24 protein-coding genes are annotated in these 19,227 nt (G+C 41.6%); 15 read left to right on the top strand and 9 right to left on the bottom strand.

The features are described from left to right. Window positions 1-57 precede the first annotated feature (57 nt). The 7 genes from mltG to ACXACN_RS08795 all read left to right on the top strand — a co-directional run bounded on the left by mltG (window position 58) and on the right by ACXACN_RS08795 (window position 5,672). On the top strand, window positions 58-1,182 hold the full coding sequence (mltG, locus tag ACXACN_RS08825; RefSeq protein ID WP_474963854.1) for an endolytic transglycosylase MltG: 1,125 nt from the start codon (window positions 58-60) through the stop codon (window positions 1,180-1,182). A 108-nt stretch (window positions 1,183-1,290) separates the two neighbouring features. After that, entirely contained in the window at window positions 1,291-1,938 is a 648-nt protein-coding gene (locus ACXACN_RS08820; RefSeq protein WP_474963853.1) for an O-methyltransferase, read from the top strand. A 37-nt stretch (window positions 1,939-1,975) separates the two neighbouring features. Further along, window positions 1,976-2,629, top strand: coding sequence for a uridine kinase (gene udk, locus ACXACN_RS08815; RefSeq protein ID WP_474963851.1), 654 nt, complete (start codon window positions 1,976-1,978; stop codon window positions 2,627-2,629). A 163-nt stretch (window positions 2,630-2,792) separates the two neighbouring features. Continuing rightward, the gene (gene greA / locus ACXACN_RS08810; RefSeq protein WP_146812772.1) at window positions 2,793-3,269 is read left to right on the top strand and encodes a transcription elongation factor GreA; all 477 of its coding nucleotides are present in this window, start codon (window positions 2,793-2,795) and stop codon (window positions 3,267-3,269) included. Between the two features lie 707 nt (window positions 3,270-3,976). Next, entirely contained in the window at window positions 3,977-4,669 is a 693-nt protein-coding gene (locus ACXACN_RS08805) for a YrrS family protein (protein ID WP_474963850.1), read from the top strand. Window positions 4,670-4,685: 16 nt separating this feature from the next. Beyond that, window positions 4,686-5,378, top strand: a complete 693-nt coding sequence (mtnN, locus tag ACXACN_RS08800; protein ID WP_474963848.1) for a 5'-methylthioadenosine/S-adenosylhomocysteine nucleosidase — start codon at window positions 4,686-4,688, stop codon at window positions 5,376-5,378. Between the two features lie 66 nt (window positions 5,379-5,444). Beyond that, a complete protein-coding gene (locus ACXACN_RS08795; RefSeq protein WP_474963847.1) occupies window positions 5,445-5,672 on the top strand; it encodes a YrhC family protein in 228 nt (75 codons plus the stop codon). 44 nt (window positions 5,673-5,716) lie between these two features. Here the strand turns inward: ACXACN_RS08795 and sigK are convergent, their stop codons facing one another. The 8 genes from sigK to sda form a co-directional block, all read right to left on the bottom strand. Then, window positions 5,717-6,430, bottom strand: coding sequence for an RNA polymerase sporulation sigma factor SigK (gene sigK, locus ACXACN_RS08790; RefSeq protein ID WP_089654342.1), 714 nt, complete (start codon window positions 6,428-6,430; stop codon window positions 5,717-5,719). 138 nt (window positions 6,431-6,568) lie between these two features. After that, window positions 6,569-6,955: a monovalent cation/H(+) antiporter subunit G gene (mnhG, locus tag ACXACN_RS08785; protein ID WP_474963845.1), complete on the bottom strand. Its 387-nt coding sequence runs from the start codon at window positions 6,953-6,955 to the stop codon at window positions 6,569-6,571. Further along, complete coding sequence (locus tag ACXACN_RS08780) at window positions 6,936-7,247, bottom strand: Na(+)/H(+) antiporter subunit F1 (RefSeq protein ID WP_474963843.1); 312 nt, start codon at window positions 7,245-7,247, stop codon at window positions 6,936-6,938. The genes mnhG and ACXACN_RS08780 overlap by 20 nt, the downstream gene beginning before the upstream one ends. After that, window positions 7,248-7,724 (bottom strand): Na+/H+ antiporter subunit E, encoded by a 477-nt coding sequence (locus tag ACXACN_RS08775; RefSeq protein WP_474963841.1) that lies wholly within the window; start codon window positions 7,722-7,724, stop codon window positions 7,248-7,250. 6 nt (window positions 7,725-7,730) lie between these two features. Beyond that, window positions 7,731-9,215, bottom strand: coding sequence for a Na+/H+ antiporter subunit D (locus ACXACN_RS08770; protein WP_474963840.1), 1,485 nt, complete (start codon window positions 9,213-9,215; stop codon window positions 7,731-7,733). Next, entirely contained in the window at window positions 9,208-9,546 is a 339-nt protein-coding gene (locus ACXACN_RS08765) for a Na(+)/H(+) antiporter subunit C (protein ID WP_474963838.1), read from the bottom strand. Before ACXACN_RS08765 ends, ACXACN_RS08770 begins: the two co-directional genes overlap by 8 nt. A gap of 3 nt (window positions 9,547-9,549) precedes the next feature. Further along, entirely contained in the window at window positions 9,550-11,886 is a 2,337-nt protein-coding gene (locus ACXACN_RS08760) for a Na+/H+ antiporter subunit A (protein ID WP_474963836.1), read from the bottom strand. Between the two features lie 277 nt (window positions 11,887-12,163). Beyond that, window positions 12,164-12,316, bottom strand: coding sequence for a sporulation histidine kinase inhibitor Sda (sda, locus tag ACXACN_RS08755; protein WP_474966833.1), 153 nt, complete (start codon window positions 12,314-12,316; stop codon window positions 12,164-12,166). 338 nt (window positions 12,317-12,654) lie between these two features. Here sda and ACXACN_RS08750 point away from each other — a divergent pair, with 338 nt between their 5' ends. Genes ACXACN_RS08750 through ACXACN_RS08715 form a run of 8 tightly spaced genes read left to right on the top strand, consistent with a single transcriptional unit; the run spans window position 12,655 to window position 17,682 of the window. Then, window positions 12,655-13,179, top strand: coding sequence for a YqeG family HAD IIIA-type phosphatase (locus tag ACXACN_RS08750; protein ID WP_474963835.1), 525 nt, complete (start codon window positions 12,655-12,657; stop codon window positions 13,177-13,179). Then, window positions 13,179-14,279, top strand: coding sequence for a ribosome biogenesis GTPase YqeH (yqeH, locus tag ACXACN_RS08745; RefSeq protein WP_474963833.1), 1,101 nt, complete (start codon window positions 13,179-13,181; stop codon window positions 14,277-14,279). The genes ACXACN_RS08750 and yqeH overlap by 1 nt, the downstream gene beginning before the upstream one ends. A gap of 11 nt (window positions 14,280-14,290) precedes the next feature. Then, a complete protein-coding gene (gene aroE / locus ACXACN_RS08740; RefSeq protein ID WP_474963831.1) occupies window positions 14,291-15,127 on the top strand; it encodes a shikimate dehydrogenase in 837 nt (278 codons plus the stop codon). 1 nt (window position 15,128) lies between these two features. Further along, window positions 15,129-15,419 (top strand): ribosome assembly RNA-binding protein YhbY, encoded by a 291-nt coding sequence (yhbY, locus tag ACXACN_RS08735; protein WP_474963829.1) that lies wholly within the window; start codon window positions 15,129-15,131, stop codon window positions 15,417-15,419. 12 nt (window positions 15,420-15,431) lie between these two features. Further along, window positions 15,432-16,004, top strand: a complete 573-nt coding sequence (locus ACXACN_RS08730) for a nicotinate-nucleotide adenylyltransferase (protein WP_474963828.1) — start codon at window positions 15,432-15,434, stop codon at window positions 16,002-16,004. After that, window positions 15,988-16,548, top strand: a complete 561-nt coding sequence (yqeK, locus tag ACXACN_RS08725; protein ID WP_474963826.1) for a bis(5'-nucleosyl)-tetraphosphatase (symmetrical) YqeK — start codon at window positions 15,988-15,990, stop codon at window positions 16,546-16,548. The genes ACXACN_RS08730 and yqeK overlap by 17 nt, the downstream gene beginning before the upstream one ends. Window positions 16,549-16,595: 47 nt before the next feature. Then, window positions 16,596-16,949: a ribosome silencing factor gene (rsfS, locus tag ACXACN_RS08720; RefSeq protein ID WP_474963825.1), complete on the top strand. Its 354-nt coding sequence runs from the start codon at window positions 16,596-16,598 to the stop codon at window positions 16,947-16,949. 16 nt (window positions 16,950-16,965) lie between these two features. Further along, window positions 16,966-17,682, top strand: coding sequence for a class I SAM-dependent DNA methyltransferase (locus ACXACN_RS08715; RefSeq protein WP_474963824.1), 717 nt, complete (start codon window positions 16,966-16,968; stop codon window positions 17,680-17,682). Between the two features lie 708 nt (window positions 17,683-18,390). On the opposite strand, the gene comER is transcribed toward ACXACN_RS08715, so the two are convergent. Beyond that, the gene (comER, locus tag ACXACN_RS08710) at window positions 18,391-19,200 is read right to left on the bottom strand and encodes a late competence protein ComER (protein ID WP_474963822.1); all 810 of its coding nucleotides are present in this window, start codon (window positions 19,198-19,200) and stop codon (window positions 18,391-18,393) included. Between the last annotated feature and the right edge of the window lie 27 nt (window positions 19,201-19,227).

Here is a 19,227-nt window from a genome sequence, read left to right as displayed (position 1 = left end):
TGTAGAAAGGTTCTTTTATTTTATAGTATAATGAACCGGATGGAAGGGGGAAGTCCGTTGTCTAATTCTGACTTTAAAAATCAATATAAAAAAAGATTAAAAAATAGAATCGAGGAAGCGAGTACAGTGAGAAAAATTGTGTCTATTATCCTCACGGTATTAGTTCTTGCTCTTTTGATCGGCGGAGCTTCTGGCTACTTTTACGTGAAATCTGCTTTAGAGCCCGTAGAGCCAGGGAATGATAAACAGATCAATGTCGACATACCTTTGGGATCATCAACATCTTCGATAGCGAGTATTCTGGAAAAGAATGATGTGATCAAAAACGATTTGATCTTCCGATTTTATACGAAATTCAAAAACGAATCTGGTTTTCAAGCAGGAAATTACCAGTTTACATCTTCCATGACCCTAAATGAAATTATCGAGACATTAAAAACTGGAAAGCTTGTAAAAGATCCTGTTTTCAAGGTGACGGTTCCTGAAGGACGTAATCTCGAACAGATTGCAGAAGTTTATGCTGAAGACTTACCATTTACAAAAGATGAATTTATAGAAAAAGTGGATGATGAATCTTTTGTAAAAGAAAAAATGTCTGAATATCCTGAGCTATTAAAGGAAGAAATTTTGAGTGAAGAAATTCGTCATCCTTTAGAAGGGTATTTATTTGCTGCTACTTATAACATCTATGTAGAGGATCCAACCATCGATCAGATCGTTAAGAAAATGCTTGATAAAACTCAATCCGTAGTTCTTCCTTACGTTAATCAGATGGAGGACCTTAAAGGGGTTGAAAATGTTCACGATCTCGTCACGATGGCCTCTCTTCTTGAGAACGAAGCCCGAACAGCAGAAAGTAGAAAAATGATTTCTGGAGTGTTCCAAAACCGCTTGGATAAAGAAATGAAACTACAAACAGACCCAACGGTTTTATATGCCCACGGAGAGCATAAAGACCGCGTCTTGTATGAAGATCTTGAAATTGAATCGCCTTACAACACGTATTATATAACCGGACTGCCGGTCGGACCAATTTCAAACTTCAATGAGAACTCTCTCCAGGCAGCTGCTCAACCTGAGGAGCATAAATACTTGTATTTCCTAGCTGACAGTAGTGGGGAGATTCATTACGCCAGTTCCCTTAAAGAACATAACCAACTGAAAGATCAGTATATTAATTAACATGTTTTTAGAAGGAATGCAAAAAGGTACTCGCATTCCTTCTTTTTTTTATGTTAAAATAATGGGGTTGTAAAACGGATGTAAAAATGATGGGAAGGGTGAGACAAGGTGAATCAAGAAGAATATTTGCAGTCATTGCTTTCCAAGCCTTCCACAGCTGTAACGAAATTGGAATCCTATGCAGCCGAGCAACGGGTACCCATCATGGAACCCTTAGGGATCGATTTTCTCATGCAGCTTCTTAGGATCCAACAACCCAAAAAAATCCTGGAAATTGGTGCAGCTATCGGTTATTCAGCTCTTCGAATGCTGGAAGCCTGTCCAGGGAGCCAAATAACAACGGTCGAACGTGATGAACAAAGATATAAAGATGCCTTGATAAATATTAAGGATTGGCATGCCGATGACCAGATCCATGTCATTCATGGGGATGCGCTAGAGGTAGCATCTACCATTGAAAAAGAAGGCCCGTTTGATTTAATATTTATCGATGCAGCCAAAGGAAAATACGAAGAATTTTTCCACATGTATTCTCCAATGGTTTCAGAGAATGGCATCATCGTTTCTGATAATGTTCTGTTCAAAGGATTCGTTGCAGATGATTCAGAAGCCAGCCCAAGAATGGCGAAAATCGCTAAAAAAATCAGGGATTTCAATGAATGGCTCGTTCACCACCCTGATTATCATACAACCATTGTCCCGATCGGAGACGGGGTTGCGATTACAAAGAAGAAGGAAATGCAGAAGCAAATATAGATAAAGAATGGAATGGATGAAAGGAGCACCCAGGAGCATGAGTGATAAACCAGTAGTGATTGGAGTAGCAGGAGGATCAGGATCAGGAAAAACGAGTGTGACTCGTTCGATCATCCAACGCTTTACAGATAAAACGTTGTTAATGCTAGAACAGGATTATTATTATAAGGATCAAAGCGATGTTCCGTTCGAGGAAAGGTTACAAACAAACTATGATCATCCTCTCGCTTTCGATAATGACCTTCTCATTGAACATTTAAAGCAATTGCTTGATCAAAAACCTGTAGAAAAACCAGTGTATGATTATAAAATGCACACGCGTTCAGATGAAACCATCCATGTGGAACCAAAGGAAGTAATCATTGTTGAAGGGATTCTAGTCCTCGAAGATGAACGCCTCAGAGATCTCATGGATATTAAAGTTTTTGTAGATACAGATGCAGATGTAAGAATTATCCGCAGATTAATGAGAGATATTAATGAAAGAGGACGTTCGCTCGATTCAGTCATTGAACAATATATCAATGTTGTTCGCCCTATGCACTTGCAATTCGTAGAGCCGACCAAACGATACTCGGATATCATCATCCCAGAAGGTGGACAAAACCACGTCGCCATTGACCTTATGGCAACGAAGATCCAGACGGTTCTCTACGAAAAAGGACAAACAGTGACGAAAGAAAATAGTTGAAATACTACCAAAAATCTGGCATAGTTTTCACTAGTAGTTCTAAATCCTAATGTCCTCGGGTAAAGTATAGTAAATTATCTTCAATGAGCGTACAGTCGTACTGCTCATTTCCTATATTAAGGACATCATTTTTTTCTTGTATTTAAAGGAGTGTATTCGGACCATGGCAGAAGAAAAAAGCTATTATATGACAGAAGAAGGAAAACAAAAGTTAGAAGAAGAATTGCATCACTTAAAAACAGAGCGACGTAAAGAAGTAGTAGAACGGATTAAAATCGCTCGAGGTTTTGGGGATCTATCAGAGAACTCTGAATATGATGCAGCTAAAGATGAACAAGCATTTGTAGAAGCACGTATTACTCAAGTAGAGAATATGATTCGAAATGCAGTGATTATCGAAAATGATAATGAAAACCCTGACACAGTGACGATGGGTAAATCGGTTACGTTCCAAGAGCTTCCGGATGGAGACGAGGAAACGTACACGATCGTCGGAAGTGCAGAAGCCGACCCATTTGAAGGCAAGATTTCAAACGACTCTCCAATGGCTCAAAGTCTAATTGGACATGTTGTTGGTGACAAAGTCAAAGTCGCGACACCAGGCGGAGAGATTGACGTAAAAATCATCACAGTCGAATAAAAAAAAGGCAGGGGCTCCCCTGCCTTTTTTCATGCCTACATAATGATCTTCTTAAAGTATATGACAGGATTGTGGAAGACTCAGTTTCGAGATGGTTCTTTGCTGAGTTGAGCGTCAGGGGTGGGTGGGAAGCCACTCGCTTTCCTTTGGTGATTGAGGCAAGCCAGCTAAAGCTCTGCGGGGTCTCGGCAGCCAATCCATTCCCGCGGAAGTCTCGCAGCTTTCCAACCACCCCATTCGATTATGTGAGGAACGAACTCCTATACCAGGAAGGAGCATCTTCCACCGTCACTACCTATAGCAAGAAAGAGCTCTATAACAAGCGGTTATGAGCACGATCCATACGATGGAAGCTTTGTGATATAGCTCCCAATACGTATAGATAGCCCCTAATTCTTGAAGTGGTTTCGAGATACCTATATGGCAAAGGGGCGGAGGGGAATGGCGAGACTCCTGCGGGAAGAGAGTGCTTGGTGAGACCCCACAGGACGCAGTCCGAGGAGGCTCACCGCGCTCCCGCGGAAAGCGAGTCATTCCCCGCAGCCCCCTTCCACTCAACAAAAGTCTCGAAACTGAGTCTTCAAGAAAAGGGAGCTATTGTGAGAATTGGAATATAGCCCGGGAAATGAGATAGGAAAAAGAAAGCATTGGTAACTATCGAAACTTCAGGTATAATAAACGGCGAGTAAAAAGGAGGCAGAAAAATCATGTCAAACAAACAATCCCCGTATTCTCGTTCAGGTCGTTATGAGAAGAAACGTCGCGGTACAAAGATGTTGACTTGGCTCGTAGGGGCAGGCAGTGTTTTCATGGTGTTACTCGTTGGATTGCTGGTCTTTGGCGGTGAGGACCAAAAAGGACAAGCAAAGGATACAGACAGTGAAGAGGTCTCTATGAACGATCAAGGTAAAAAAGAAGATTCTCACACGCTAGGCGATGAGAATAACGAAAAAGAGGATAAAGATAAAAAAGGTGAAGATGAGCAGGAGCAATCAGATAAACACCAGGTATCCATTGAAGGTTTCGAAGAACTGAAGCCGATAGAAGATGAAAATGGATTGAAAATAGAAAAAAGTGATGACCCTAACGTGGAACGTGTCATTACAAAGGATTGGCCCGTCATTTCAACCCAAATGGAAACGAATGGCGAACACGGAATCACGTATCAACCCGGCACTCAGGATTATAAGGAACTCAAAGAGGCAATCAGAAGCGCTGTCGGCCTTTCTGAGGACAATATTATCTATTGGGATGTGAGTAATAGAGGCCACCAACAAAAAGCTAAAGCAACGGTCTCTGACAAAAATAAGACAGGATACCTCAGAGTGCACATTGATTGGATCGATGGACAGGGGTATAAACCAGTGAAACTTGAAGTATTAAATAATAAAAACGGTTGAGAGAGGAAGTTCAGTTATGGCTATTGGAATTATTGGAGCTATGGATGAGGAAGTGGAATTACTAAAATCGAAAATGGAAGTGTCATCAGAAAAAGAAATTGCGGGCAGTCTTTTTGTTGATGGTCTACTGCACGGTAAAGAAGTCGTTCTTTTAAAGTCAGGCATTGGTAAAGTAAATGCAGCGATGTCTACAACGATCCTTCACGAGCAATATGCCATAGATGCAGTCATTAATACAGGATCAGCTGGCGGATTTGCTAAAGATCTCGAAGTCGGGGACGTGGTTATTTCTTCCTTAGTGACACACCATGATGTCGATGTGACAGCTTTTAAATACAAGTATGGACAAGTCCCTGGGATGCCTGAGATGTATGCCGCGGATGAAGAGCTTGTGAAACAAGCGATGAATGCGGTCGAGGAGACAGATGCTAAAGCAGCTAAGGGCATCATTGCTACAGGTGATTCCTTTATGCAAGAGGAATCCAGGGTGGATTTTGTTCGTGGGAAATTTCCTGAGATGATTGCAGCAGAGATGGAAGCCGCTGCCATTGCCCAGGTTTGTTATAAGTATGGAACACCATTTGTTGTCATTCGCGCGTTGTCAGACATTGCTGGTAAAGAATCGTCTATTTCATTTGATCAATTCTTACCAAAAGCCGCTGAAAATGCAGCGGTCATGATTATGGAAATGGTTAAAAATTACGAGTGACAATGATTTCCACCCGACACTATGAGTCTTGTATGTTACGATTTACATAGTAGGGGGTGGACCATTATGGATACTTCCCAATGGTTAAAGAAAAAAATCACGGATTACAAACGGTTTGTGGTTACACTATTAATCATGAGCACTTATCTTTATATAGGGACATTGATCAGCCTTTATGAATACGGTACGAAAACTTATATATTTTTGTATCCGGTCATTGGTACAGCCCTTTTGGCAGCGTTGATCATGACGTTCAAAATAAGAAAATGGAAAAGACATCTCATAGAAGACTGAATGAAACAGCCACTACATTCTCATAAAATGGTAGTGGCTGTTTTTTATCCATTCTTCCCTTGCTTGCTCTGTTTATAGAACTCATGAAAAATCTTCATCAGTGCACGCTTTTCAATTCTTGATACATAACTCCTCGAGATCCCAAGCTCTTTGGCAATCTCCCGCTGCGTTTTCTCTTCCGTCTGATTCAGTCCATATCGGAAGATAATCACTTCTTTTTCCCTCTCATCCAATACAGTGATGAAATCCTTTATTTTTTCAAGTTCCATATGAAGTTGGATTTCCTCCACAATATCCGTGACATCCGCCTGTAGAATATCAAGAAGGTTTAATTCGTTCCCTTCTTTATCATGGCCGATCGGATCCTGCAAGGAGATGTCCTTACTCATCTTTTTCGTCGACCTGAGATGCATGAGTATTTCGTTTTCAATGCATCGTGCCGCGTAAGTAGCCAGTTTTGTCCCTTTACCCGTCGAATAACTTTCAATACCTTTGATCAAACCGATCGTCCCAATGGAAATGAGGTCTTCAAAATCTTCTTTCGTGTTTTCAAACTTTTTTACAATGTGTGCCACAAGTCGTAAATTGTGTTCGATCAGCTTGTTTCTGGCCTCATGACTACCTTCTGCCATCAATTGGAGCTGTTTGGCTTCTTCTTCGGGAGGCAGGGGGTTTGGAAAAGCTTGGTTTTTTACATAAGACATGAAGAAAAGGGACTCTTTGAAAAAATAAAGGATGGAAGCGATCAGACTGCTCATACGACGCACCTCCTCAAGGATTAGGCGATTGCCTACAACATACTTATGTCCTTGAGATGTCGTCTGTGCTTGTCTGTATATAAAAATAATGTTCATAAAGGTAAAAAAATGCCTCCATTCATATGGAGGCATGTCATGTTATGAGTCTGGTGCTTGTTGTTTCTGCTCTTCTTTTAAAACTTCTGCGTATTCGTCTTTTACACTTTTCTCCCAAAGAGGGACGCCTGCACGGTAGGCAGCTCTTGAAATCATGTGTCCTGATACAGGGGCTGTCAAAAGAACGAAGAAGATCCCAAGGAGCAGTTTACCACTTACGATGTCATGTTCTACGTAGTGGAAGAGAAAAGCTCCAATCATGATCCCTGCCACGCCAAGTGTCGAACTCTTTGTCGCCGCATGCAGACGTGTATAAACATCAGGAAAACGCAAAATTCCTATGGAGCCAGATATAAGAAAAAAGGCACCAATCAATAGAGACAGACATATAGTGATGTCGAAAATGAGATTAATCCATGTCCCGCTCAATGATAACACCCTTTTCTAAGAATTTCGCCAGTGCGACCGTACCGATAAATAATAGAATCCCGATCAGTAGGACGACGTCATTAAACCTAGTCGTTACAAGCAGGATGGCGATCAGCCCTGCTAAGGCCATTAAATTAATTCCGATGATATCGAGGGCCACGGCTCGATCCGGGTTCGTAGGCCCTAGAATGGCACGATATAAAAGAAGGATCACGGAGATTGCGACAGCTACGACAGCGATGGTCGCTGAAATTTGTATCCAAGTTTGTGTCATATCAAGGATATCTTCCATTTAACGAGTCACCTCCATGATACGCTTTTCGAATGAATTCTTAATTTCGTCAACAGATTCCTGAACGTCTGGGATATCCATCGCGTGAATAAAGATTTTTGTATGATCTTCACTGACAACGACAGATAAGGTTCCGGGAGTCAAGGAAATTAAATTGGCGAGAAGGGTGATTTCAAAGTTTGTTTTTACATCAATCGGAAGTGCGAATATTCCTGGTTGCATATCCATCTTAGGCTTATAAACCTGCTTGACGATGTCGAGGTTGGACAGGACAAGCTCCCGTATGAATAAAAGGATGAGAAGGAAAAACTTCCACGTCCTTTTCATATAGAAAGAATCTGGTACGAATCGCTGCAGGACAAAGAGGAGTATGATTCCTAATATATAACCTACAAAAAAGGTTGTGAAATTGTACGTTTCACTCAGGAACATCCACATCATAGCGATGATAATGTTCAGTACGATTTGTAAAGGCATCAGCTTCTACTCCTTTAACACAGAATCAATATAGAGTTCTGGATCCATCATATATTGTGAAATGGTATCAATGGTTGGGTAAAACCATTCAGCTCCTACACCGAGGAGGATAGATACCGTAAGCAGGCCGGCAGCAGGAAGGGCCATTCGTTTTCCTCGCTTTTCTCGATCTGGAAGAGGGATATCCCTCTTATCTCCCCAAAATCCTCTGATGAAGATTCTGATCATCGAAAATAGGATCAATAGACTTGAAATTAACCCAATGATTACGATGAAAATTTCTTCTTCGCCTAATCCCCCGCGTAAGAGCAGCAGTTTTCCAATAAAGCCACTGAATGGCGGTATACCTGCAAGTACAAGAGAGGCCAAGAACATAAGCCATCCGAGAACAGGATAGTGATGAATCAAACCACCCATTTTTCGTAAGTCGGATGTTCCTGCGACATAGGCCGTTGCTCCGACTAGAATGAAAAGGGCTCCCTTAATTACCATATCATGAACGAGATAGTAAATGGTGCCGCTTATTGAGACTTCAGTGAAGATCCCAATCCCCATGAGCATGAACCCAACGGCTGGAATGATATTATAAGCGACAATGAGTTTGATATTGTTCGTGGATAAAGCACCAACCACTCCGAAGATCATCGTCAGAGCTGCCAGGTAAATGAAAAGCGTGTGTGTCAATTCGACCTCTTGGTTGAATATCAAGGTGAACGTTCTCAAGATAGAATAAATTCCTACCTTGGTTAAAAGGGCACCGAATAAAGCGGATACGACTGGGTTCGGTGAAATATAAGGCCTTGGCAACCAATAGTAGAGAGGGAAGACCGCAGCTTTTGTAGCGAAAACAAAGAAAAACAAGATGGCGATTGTTGTTAAAATTCCTTGTTGCTCTACTTCCTGAACACGTTGAGCAGCTTGAGCCATGTTGACCGTTCCGACAACTGAATAAAGAAAAGCGATAGTTGTAACGAACAACATAGAAGAAAACAAGTTAATCAATACATATTTGATAGATTCCCTTAGTTGAGCTTTTCCATTCCCAAGGACGATTAATCCATAGGATGCCATCAATAAAACTTCAAAAAATACGAAAAGGTTGAACAAATCACCAGTTAAAAATGCACCGCTTACCCCTGAGATCAACATAAAGAAGAAAGTATAAAAGTAAAAGGATTCTTCTTTTTTTGTTAGGGATTGAGGGGCGAAGAATACACAGGCGACTGCAATGATATTCGTCGTCAAAACAAGAGTCATGGCCAGCAGGTCACCGACAAGCACGATGCCGAAGGGGGCTTCCCAGTTACCTACTTCCAGAACAAGGCTACCCTTGTCTCTCACTTGCAAGAATACAAATCCGACGACGAGAAAGTTAATAATCGCAAAAGCTTTGGATAAATTTCTTACGATTGTTGTTTTGTTGTGTATGAAAGCTAAGATGATACCTGCTATCAAAGGCATCAGAATAGGCAATACTGTTAAATTACTCATAATCGTTACCCCTTAATTGCTCCATATTATCTGTGCCGTTCACTTTAGCAGCACGATAAGCTAACACAAGTAGTAAACTTGTCACACCGAAACTAATGACGATTGAAGTCAAAATCAATGCTTGTGGGAGCGGATCTGTGTAATTCTTTACTCCCTCAGTCAATACCGGAGGTGCTCCCGTTTTCAACTCTCCCATTGTAAGGATGAACAGGTGGGCCCCATGAGAAATAAGACCCGTACCAATAATAATGCGAAGCAACTGCTTCTGAAGGAGGTTGTACACACCGGTTGTGAAAAGTATGCCGGCTAGAACGGCCATAATAATTTCCATGAATTATTCCTCCCCCTTATTCTTTCTGAAACGAATCAAGGCGAAAATCGCCATAGCTGCAATTCCGAGTACGACGATTTCAAACAACGTATCCAACCCACGAAAGTCAACGAGGATGACGTTTACGATGTTGTCTCCGCCGCCGAGCTTATATGAATTGTCTACAAAGTAATCCGAAATGGAATCAAAAAACTTACTGCTATGTGAAGAAATAGCTACCATTGTCATCAATGCACCAAACCCAATAGAAATAACAAGGTTTAGCACCTTAGTGCTGGCTGGTTCGTCTTTTTTACGTAGCTTCGGTAAATGATAAAAGACAAGTAAGAACAAGGCCACAGTTACAGTCTCTACAATTAGCTGTGTAAGAGCTAAGTCAGGTGCGCGGTAAAGGACAAAAAGCATAGATAACCCGTAACCAACGACACCTAAAATAAGAATCGCTGCTATTCGATTGTTGGTAAGGGCGGTCCCGATCGCTGCGATGACCATCGTTACAGCAACGAGAATTTCCGCAGCTGTTACGTCCGCTACATTAGACGTATCCAATGTAAATCCACCTGTTATCGCCATAAAGGCAAAAGAAATGACGATAATCGCAGCTAGAATGAGTCGGACATATCTTCCGAGAGAACCATTCATATACCCTTTTGTGATTGTAGTAGAATAACGTTCCACCCGCTCAACAGTACCATCATAAACTTTATTCATGCTTAGCACCCCGGGCACAATGTTGTAGACCGGTGTCCATACTTTTCTGGAGAGGGCTAAGATACTTCCGAAAACAAGTACAGTCAAGGACATGATGAACGGCGCAATGAAACCATGCCAGAAATAAATGTCTTTTTCTTTTAATCCGGATCCTTTGACAGCTTCTGCAGCATGAGCAATAAAAGGCTCATTGATCAAAGACGGGAACAAGCCGATCACGACCACACCTGCGACTAGAATCAATGGAGAAATGAGCATCCCAATCGGAGCTTCATGCGGCTTTTTAGGCAGTTCATTCAAGTGTGACTGACCACGAAATGTCCCGAAGAAAAAGTACATGGAATAGACGAAAGTAAATATACTTCCGAACACAGCTAAGTAAGGTATACTCGCTTGTAACATTCCAGCGATTCCGGTACTCGCTGCTTCCAAATGCAAGGATGATTCAAAGAACATCTCTTTACTATAGAAACCATTTAGGAATGGTAGAGGTACGCCAGCCATCGAAAACGATGCAAATAAGGCAAGAGTAGCTGTTATAGGCATAAATGTCATTAAGCCACCCAGTTTACGAATGTCTCTGGTTCCTGCTTCATGATCAACAATACCGGCTACCATAAACAGACTGCCTTTGAACGTAGCATGGTTTAGAATATGAAAAACAGCACCAAAGATCGCTGCTTTTGTTCCGAACCCTAGCATAGCCATAATCATTCCAAGCTGACTAATTGTGGAGAAAGCTAGGATTCCTTTCAAATCTGTTTGTCTTACAGCCATATAAGAACCCCAACATAGTGTGACAATCCCTGCTAGCGACACAATGATAAAGAACCATTCATTGGCGGAAAGCATAGGGGAATAGCGGGCAACCAAATAGATCCCTGCTTTAACCATCGTAGCCGAGTGTAAGTATGCACTGACTGGCGTTGGAGCTTCCATTGCATCTGGCAGCCAGATGTGGAATGGGAACTGTGCAGATTTTGTAAAAGCACCAAGCAATAAAAGAATAAGGATCAGCGGGAAGTATTCACTATTGAGAATCAACTGCTGCTGATCGATCATTCCTCGTATACTTGATGTGTTTGTCAATAGACTCATGAAGATTAAGGCACCCAAAAGGCTTAATCCACCGAAGACCGTGATGAGCATGGATTTTAATGCACCATATCTTGATTCTTTCTTATAGTTCCAAAATCCGATCAATAAGAAAGATGATAGAGAAGTGAACTCCCAGAAGCTATAAAGGGCGAATACGTTATCAGATAATACGACACCTAACATCGACCCCATAAAAAGAAGAAAGTACACATAAAAATGTCCCAGTTGCTCCGATTTATGTAGGTAAAAAACCGAGTAGAAGGCAACTAGGGCGCCGATTCCGCTGATTAAAAGTACAAAGAGTAAACTCAGTCCATCCAAATGAAAGACCATATTGATATCCAGTGATGGAATCCAGGTGTATTCATGAACGACTGGTTCAAAACCAGTACCTAAAAAGCTGGCAAAATAAATAAATACCAATACTGGTACAATCGTAACGAAGAACCCTGTGTGGATTCTTTCTTTCCATTTACTTAGTAATGGGATAAAAATAGCAATGATAAAAGGCAGTAATACAGCCACCAACATGTCGAATGTTCCTCCTTTGACATAACTTTCCTCTATTTTTAATTGGATTTGGGTGTTCGTAACCATGTGTTCACTCAATTGTAATCAAAAAGAGGCTCATTATTCAACTTTAGCATATCAGGAATGTGCAGAGATAGCCTTTATTTAGTTTGTCCTTATAAATAAGAAGGAAGACATCATTTCATCGAATAAAAAAAGTCACAAAAAAACTCGTCCTTCTTTAAGTGGACGAGCGTTCATAGGTTAGATTGTCGCGATTTGTCATATTGTGTAATATTCAGCCTACATGTGAAACATGTTTATCTAAAAGGTGCTGGATGGATCGCGTTTTTATCTCCTGCCTGATTTGTTCTATAAACTCATCTGAAAGATTGAGTTCAATGGCTTTGTGGTAAGATTGTATTAGTAGGGAATCCGATAATTGCTTCATGCCGCTGTCACACATGTGACAGTCACCTCCCGTTTCATTTGAATCATTCAACGTCGCAATTTTTAATGTATTCTTACCTTATCACGAGCCTTATTTCGCCACAATATGGAAGTTATCTACATGAAATTGTAGATAACTTTTAGAAAAAAGAGGTTTAGCTGAGTGATAACAAAGAAGTTACTGTGTGGAATATGTGTATAAACTTATCCACAACCTGTTTTTGTCAGGATTTGTCGAACGATTTTTGTTCTGATCCTAAGTCTTTTTGAAACATGCTTCAATTTTGTATATGATGGTGAAGGAGATTTTGCCGTTGTATGAGGAGATGAACTGTATAGATGTTAAAAAACTTTTTACCCGATGAACATGTTCCGAGTGTTTTTGATATCGACCCGGACAAATTAAAAGAAAAAGGAATTAAAGGTGTCATCACCGACCTAGATAATACTCTTGTCGCCTGGGATGTACCGGATGCAACAGAGGATATTAAAGGATGGTTCAATAAAATGAGCGATCACGGCATTCAAGTGACAATTGCTTCTAACAATAATGAAGCTCGTGTAAAGCTTTTTTCTGAACCGTTGGATACTACGTTTATCCATAGTGCAAGGAAACCATTATCCAAGGCTTTCAAGAAGGCTCAAAAGCAAATGAAGCTCAAAAAAGATGAAGTAGCTGTTATTGGAGATCAATTGCTTACGGACGTCCTGGGTGGAAATTCTGCTGGTTTCCATACGATTTTAGTTGTTCCTATCGTTGAAACGGACGGATTTGTTACGAGATTTAACAGGAAAATTGAAAGACGGATATTAAATTGGATGCGAAGAAAAGGAAAAATCACATGGCAGAGGAGAGATCAGTGATGGCTGAAATACAATGTCAAGGATGCGGAGCCGTCATTCAAACGACAAATCCAGAAGAACCAGGGTATGCACCTGCGTCAGCACTAGAAAGGGAAGACATCATTTGCAAAAGATGCTTTCGCTTGAAACATTATAATGAAGTTCAGGATGTACCATTCCAAGATGACGACTTCCTCGAGATGTTGAATCAAATCAGCGATACACAGGGGCTGGTTGTTCAGCTAGTCGATATCTTCGATTTTAATGGAAGTTTTATTTCAGGTTTGAAGCGTTTGACTGGTAACAACCCTGTCATCCTTGTGGGTAACAAGATGGATGTCCTTCCAAAGTCTGTGAATCACGGGAAGGTAAAACATTGGTTAAAACGTTCAGCGAAAGAGAACGGTCTAGAGGTTGAAGATGTGTACTTGATCTCAGCGGAAAAAAATCAAGGGGTTCAAGAATTATCGCAAGCTATCGATCGATACCGTGAAGGTGGGGATGTCTATGTGGTTGGGACAACGAATGTTGGAAAATCAACATTCATCAACACCCTTATTTCAAATACATCTGGGGTTAAGGATGCCATTACGACATCGTATTTCCCTGGAACCACTTTAGGATTCATCGATATTCCTTTAGATGATAAAAGCTCTCTATACGATACCCCAGGGGTCATTCAGCGCCATCAAATGGCCCATTATGTATCAGATAAGGACTTGAAGCTCATCACTCCAAGAAAAGAGATCAAGCCGAAAGTGTACCAATTGAACGAAGAGCAGACTCTCTTTGTAGGTGGGCTCGCAAGACTTGATTTTCAAGCAGGGGACCGGAGTTCTTTTGTTTGTCACTTCTCTAATGAATTGACCATTCACCGGACAAAGTTAGAAAAAGCGGATGAACTATATAAGAATCATTTAGGTGAATTGCTATCACCCCCTGATCAAGACACGATTTCGATGTTACCTCCGCTTAAGGGACATACATTGAAAATCAAAGAGGATAAGACGGACATCGTCTTTTCTGGACTCGGTTGGGTGACGGTTCCGGAAGGTGGAATCACAGTGACCGTCCATGTACCTGAAGGAGTTAAGGTATCCTTAAGAGAGTCACTCATATAGGAGGGGATCATTTGTACAAACTAGGGTTGATTGGCCATCCCATTGGTCATTCCATGTCTCCATGGATTCATGAAAAACTTATGGAACAACAGGGGATTGAGGGCAAGTATGAACTGTTGGAGATTCAGCCAGATGAGTTTGGTGAAAAAGTAAAATTATTGAAAGAAAAAGGGTTGAATGGTTTCAATGTAACCGTGCCATACAAAGAGAAAATTATCCCCTACCTTGATAGCCTGGATGAAAGCGCTCGCCACTTGGGTGCTGTGAACACCGTTCATCATACTGACCAAGGCTGGATCGGATATAACACCGACGGCAGGGGGTTTGTCCATTCGCTTAAGAATCGTTTCCCGGATATTTTTCATAAAGACTCTAAAGCTCTCCTGCTAGGAAGCGGAGGTGCAGCAAGAGGGATATTCGAAGCTCTCACTAGAACAGATATTAGCCGCGTAGACATAGCGAATCGTACAATGAAGAGAGCAGAGGACATTATTCAGGATATTCATTCACAAGGGTATTCAACCGCCCTGACACTTGAGCAGGCCAAAAACAACCTCGGGGAGTACGACTTGATTGTACAAACGACGACAGTCGGGATGAATCCTCATGATGACCAAATGATCATTTCACTGGAACACTTGACAAATGGGACGGTTGTAAGCGATATTGTTTACCGTCCTATGAAAACGAAATTTTTAAATGAAGCAGAAAAAAGGGGCGCGCGTCTCCATTTTGGACATGAAATGTTGTTACAGCAAGCCGTTTATGCCTTTCAAATTTGGACAGACACCGAACCTGATGCTTTGCTTTTGCTCACAGAATTCGAGCAGAAATTGAAAGGGGTATAGAATGTTAACAAGTAAACAAAAGAAGCATTTACGAGCCGCTTCCCATAATATTCAACCGATTTTCCAAGTAGGTAAATCCGGAGTGAATGAAAATATGACCAAACAAATTGATGAAGCTCTCGAAAAAAGGGAACTGATAAAAGTAAGCATTCTACAAAATTGCTTTGAAGATAATCAGGTCGTTGCAAATGAAATTGTTGAAGCGACGAATGCTCATATTGTTCAGGTGATCGGAAATACGATTATTCTTTACAAAGAATCCAAAGAAAACAAACAAATCGAATTACCATAAAGGGGAAGATCTATGAAAAAAGTCGGAATTCTTGGTGGTACGTTTGACCCTCTCCATCAAGGTCATTTAATCATGGGAGAGTTTGCCCGTGAAGCCATGACTCTTGATGAAGTGTGGTTTATGCCTTCGTATATTCCCCCTCATAAACAGGAGTCTTCTACGAAACCGGAAACACGACTTGCTATGGTGCAGGCAGCAACCAGGGATCACCCGCATTTTCGCATTTGTGACGTTGAATTAGTGCGGAAAGGAACGTCGTTCACAGTGGATACCATGACAGATTTGATCGAACGCTATTCTGACCATCAATTCTTTTTCATTATTGGAGGAGATATGGTCCAACATTTACCGAAATGGCATCGAGTCGAAGATCTCTCGAAAATGGTCCACTTTATCGGAGTTGAAAGACCTGGGTATGGGTGGAATAATGAAATTCCTGTCCATTTTGTTGATATTCCCTCTGTTGATATATCTTCCACGATGATACGCGAACGTATTTCACAAGGAAAAAGCGTCCGGTACTTACTACCGGAAGTTGTTGATTCTTTTATAAAGGAGCATCACTTGTATGAAAATGAGTCGTGAAGAGGCACTTGAATACGTGCGGCCTGCCTTGAAAACTTCTAGGTACGAACACACAGTACGGGTGACTGATCAAGCGGTTGAACTTGCTGAGAGATATAACGTGAATGTCTATAAAGCGGAATTGGCAGCAGCTTTTCATGATTATGCAAAATATAAACCTTTGGATCTTATGAAGCGTTGGATTGAGAGCGATCGACGACTTCCTAAGGATCTTCTGGATTATCATCATGAACTTTGGCATGGACCTGTTGGGGCGCGGATGCTTGAACAAGAGGTAGGGCTCACAGATGAAGAAATTATTTCTGCCATCAGCTGTCACACCACAGGAAAGAAACACATGTCCACTTTGGATAAAGTTGTGTTTTTAGCAGATTATATCGAACCCGCCCGTGAATTCCCGGGAGTGGAGCAAGTCCGGAGAAAAGCAAAAGAAAATTTGAATGAAGCGTGTTCCTTAGCCTTGAAAAATACAATCATTTTTCTTGTAGGTAAGAAAAGGACCGTTTATCCGGACACGTTTCATGCATATAATGATTTAATATGATCTATAAGGATCATGGAAAAGATAGAGATGAAATAGGGAGGAAACCCATGGAAAGTAAAGAATTAGTAAATTTAGCAGCACAAGCGTGTGATGAAAAAAGAGCACAAGATATCGTTGTATTAGATATGTCAGAAGTTTCTTTAATTGCGGATTACTTCTTAATTTGTGAAGGTTCTAATGAACGCCAAGTGCAAGCTATTGCGAGGGAATTGAAAAATCAAGCCGAAGAAAAAGGGATTGAAGTGAAGCGAATGGAAGGATTTGAACAAGCACGCTGGGTGCTTGTTGATCTAAATGACATCGTATGTCACATTTTCCATAAAGATGAACGCCATTATTACAATCTGGAAAGACTATGGGGCGACGCAGATACGGTCGCTGTAGAAGGACTAGAAAATTAAAGTGAGCTACGCTGATATGGCGCGTGTATATGATCTTCTCATGCAGGATGCACCTTATGATCAATGGGTGAAATTCACAAAGCAAATGATTGAAATTCATTGTACAAAAGCTCAAAGAATTCTTGATGTAGGCTGCGGTACTGGGGAGATCACCCATCGACTCCATGATGAAGGATATCAAATGACGGGTGTTGATTTGTCTTCTGATATGTTGACTGTCGCGCAACAGAAAAACCCTCGTGCTGCCATTCAATGGTTTCAACAGGATATGACTTCATTAGAAGGATTATCAGAATATGATTGCGTCATCAGTTATTGTGATGTGGTCAATTACTTGACTGATGATCAGCAGGTACAGCAGGCCTTCAAGTCCATCCATCAAACCCTTACTCAAGGGGGAGTGTTTTTATTCGATGTACACTCTATAGATCATATTCACAATGACCTCAGTGGTGCAACATTTGCTGAAGTCCGTGATGATCTATCTTTTATCTGGTTTTGTGATCCCGGGGAACTGGACAATAGCATCGTACACGATTTGACGTTTTTCGTTGACGATCATGGGAAATATCAACGATTCGATGAAGTTCATGAGCAACGCGGATATGACCATACGGTTTTGCAATCCTGGCTCACGCAATCCGGATTTAAGGTGCAAGGTGTATTTTCTGACTTTAGTGAAGCCCCGTCCACGGATGGGGAGCGCTGGCTGTTTGTTTGTACCAAGGAATAAAAGTGATGAAAGAGTCCGTAAATGTCGGACTCTTTTTTTTAGGCTTTGTTAAAAGTTAGAATCGAGGTCATTGTCAGTTTTTAAAGGATATGGCAGGATTGTGGAAGACTTGATTTCGAGACTTTTGTTGAGTGGGTAGGAGCTGCGGGGAATAGCTCGCTTTCCGCGGGAGCGCGGTGAGCCTCCTCGGACTGCGTCCTGTGGGGTCTCACCCTGCACTTTTTTCCCGCAGGAGTCTCCCCATTCCCCTCCGCCCCTTTGCCATGGAAGATTCTCGAAATCACTTCTGGAACAATCAGCTTGAATGACTGAGGAAAGTGGATCATATAACATCTCCACAAACAGGCATTCAGAATCTATAAGCTTGATACAGAGCGCTTTATGCCTGCCTTAGGAGGGGAAGTAGGAGACACTCCCTCTAGGTAAAGGGGGTCGTTTCTCCTTACTATGAAAGGGGTGGTTGGGAAGCTGCGAGACTCCCGCGGGAATGGATTGGCTGGCGAGACCCCGCAGTGCGAAGCACGAGGAGGCTTGCCGTCATCCCCGCAGGAAAGCGAGTGGCTTCCCAACCACCCCTGACGCTCAACCAGGCAACGAACCCCGGGAACGTCTCGAAACTGAGTCTTCAAGAAAAGGGAGCTTATATTCAATAACAATTTAAATGGAAAGTTTTGCAGGAATTTCGATGCATTTGTCGAATAGTAAAGATTATAAATCAATGTGTTTTTTATCCTCTTTATGTTTATTCTGAGTGGCTTCAAACATTTTTTGGAACAAAGGTCCAATGTGATCTTCTAATGCTTGTAAGCCCTCGCCAGTAACCCCGCCTTTCACCGTAACCTTTTCCATCAATTCTTCCAATGTCATGATTTTTTGTGCCAAAAGTTCTCCCAAACCAACCATCATATTCTCAGTCAACGAGGTAGCTTGATCTTTGGGAAGGTCTGCAACATCACCGGCAGCTGCAATCCACTGGCTTAACAGGTAACTGATGAAAGCAGGACCGCATGAGACGATATCTGACGCTACACGAATATGCTCTTCTTTTACATCGATAGGAGTGGATATATGTTGGAACGTCTGCTTTAATAAATCCTGATTTTCCTTCTTTATTCTTGATCCGAAGGTGAATAAACTCACACCAGACCATGCGTGGTTTGTGATCGATGGAACAATTCTTGCGACCTGGCAGGGAGTAACTTTTTCTAACTGATCAACAGCAACCGGGCTTGTTATGGAAACAAGACATTGGTCCTCAGACCATTTTCCTTCTAAGGTATCAATAATGGTTTTGTAGTGATGCGGTTTAACACATATGAAGATGATATCGCTGTTGCTTTGTAGGGAAGCTAAATTTTCCGCTACGTGGAGCATTGGAAATTTCTCTTGGATCTTTTCTGCTTTTTCTAATGTGCGATTGTAAATCGTCAACTTCTCAGCAGGTACGGCTCCGCTCTTAATAAGCGTAGAGATGAGCATACTCCCCATATTCCCTGTGCCGATGATTCCCCATTTCATTGGAATCCCTCCTTATTGATTACCTAT

The sequence above is a fragment of the Halobacillus sp. AWM4_238 genome, from assembly GCF_056158265.1.
The sequence above is the reverse complement of the archived record's forward strand: the minus strand, read 5'-3'. Positions and strand labels throughout refer to the sequence as shown.

What these genes read in the sequence shown, in the direction of transcription:
- ACXACN_RS08760 (WP_474963836.1), bottom strand. Translation starts at nt 11,886, where the DNA reads ATGTTGGTGGCTGTATTACTGCCTTTTATCATTGCTATTTTTATCCCA.
- yhbY (WP_474963829.1), top strand. Translation starts at nt 15,129, where the DNA reads ATGTTAACAAGTAAACAAAAGAAGCATTTACGAGCCGCTTCCCATAAT.
- comER (WP_474963822.1), bottom strand. Translation starts at nt 19,200, where the DNA reads ATGAAATGGGGAATCATCGGCACAGGGAATATGGGGAGTATGCTCATC.
- rsfS (WP_474963825.1), top strand. Translation starts at nt 16,596, where the DNA reads ATGGAAAGTAAAGAATTAGTAAATTTAGCAGCACAAGCGTGTGATGAA.
- greA (WP_146812772.1), top strand. Translation starts at nt 2,793, where the DNA reads ATGGCAGAAGAAAAAAGCTATTATATGACAGAAGAAGGAAAACAAAAG.
- sigK (WP_089654342.1), bottom strand. Translation starts at nt 6,430, where the DNA reads ATGAGCAGTCTGATCGCTTCCATCCTTTATTTTTTCAAAGAGTCCCTT.
- sda (WP_474966833.1), bottom strand. Translation starts at nt 12,316, where the DNA reads ATGAAGCAATTATCGGATTCCCTACTAATACAATCTTACCACAAAGCC.
- yqeH (WP_474963833.1), top strand. Translation starts at nt 13,179, where the DNA reads ATGGCTGAAATACAATGTCAAGGATGCGGAGCCGTCATTCAAACGACA.
- ACXACN_RS08715 (WP_474963824.1), top strand. Translation starts at nt 16,966, where the DNA reads ATGGCGCGTGTATATGATCTTCTCATGCAGGATGCACCTTATGATCAA.
- ACXACN_RS08730 (WP_474963828.1), top strand. Translation starts at nt 15,432, where the DNA reads ATGAAAAAAGTCGGAATTCTTGGTGGTACGTTTGACCCTCTCCATCAA.
- ACXACN_RS08780 (WP_474963843.1), bottom strand. Translation starts at nt 7,247, where the DNA reads ATGGAAGATATCCTTGATATGACACAAACTTGGATACAAATTTCAGCG.
- ACXACN_RS08765 (WP_474963838.1), bottom strand. Translation starts at nt 9,546, where the DNA reads ATGGAAATTATTATGGCCGTTCTAGCCGGCATACTTTTCACAACCGGT.
- ACXACN_RS08770 (WP_474963840.1), bottom strand. Translation starts at nt 9,215, where the DNA reads ATGAGTAATTTAACAGTATTGCCTATTCTGATGCCTTTGATAGCAGGT.
- mtnN (WP_474963848.1), top strand. Translation starts at nt 4,686, where the DNA reads ATGGCTATTGGAATTATTGGAGCTATGGATGAGGAAGTGGAATTACTA.
- ACXACN_RS08805 (WP_474963850.1), top strand. Translation starts at nt 3,977, where the DNA reads ATGTCAAACAAACAATCCCCGTATTCTCGTTCAGGTCGTTATGAGAAG.
- udk (WP_474963851.1), top strand. Translation starts at nt 1,976, where the DNA reads ATGAGTGATAAACCAGTAGTGATTGGAGTAGCAGGAGGATCAGGATCA.
- yqeK (WP_474963826.1), top strand. Translation starts at nt 15,988, where the DNA reads ATGAAAATGAGTCGTGAAGAGGCACTTGAATACGTGCGGCCTGCCTTG.
- ACXACN_RS08775 (WP_474963841.1), bottom strand. Translation starts at nt 7,724, where the DNA reads ATGCCTTTACAAATCGTACTGAACATTATCATCGCTATGATGTGGATG.
- ACXACN_RS08750 (WP_474963835.1), top strand. Translation starts at nt 12,655, where the DNA reads ATGTTAAAAAACTTTTTACCCGATGAACATGTTCCGAGTGTTTTTGAT.
- ACXACN_RS08795 (WP_474963847.1), top strand. Translation starts at nt 5,445, where the DNA reads ATGGATACTTCCCAATGGTTAAAGAAAAAAATCACGGATTACAAACGG.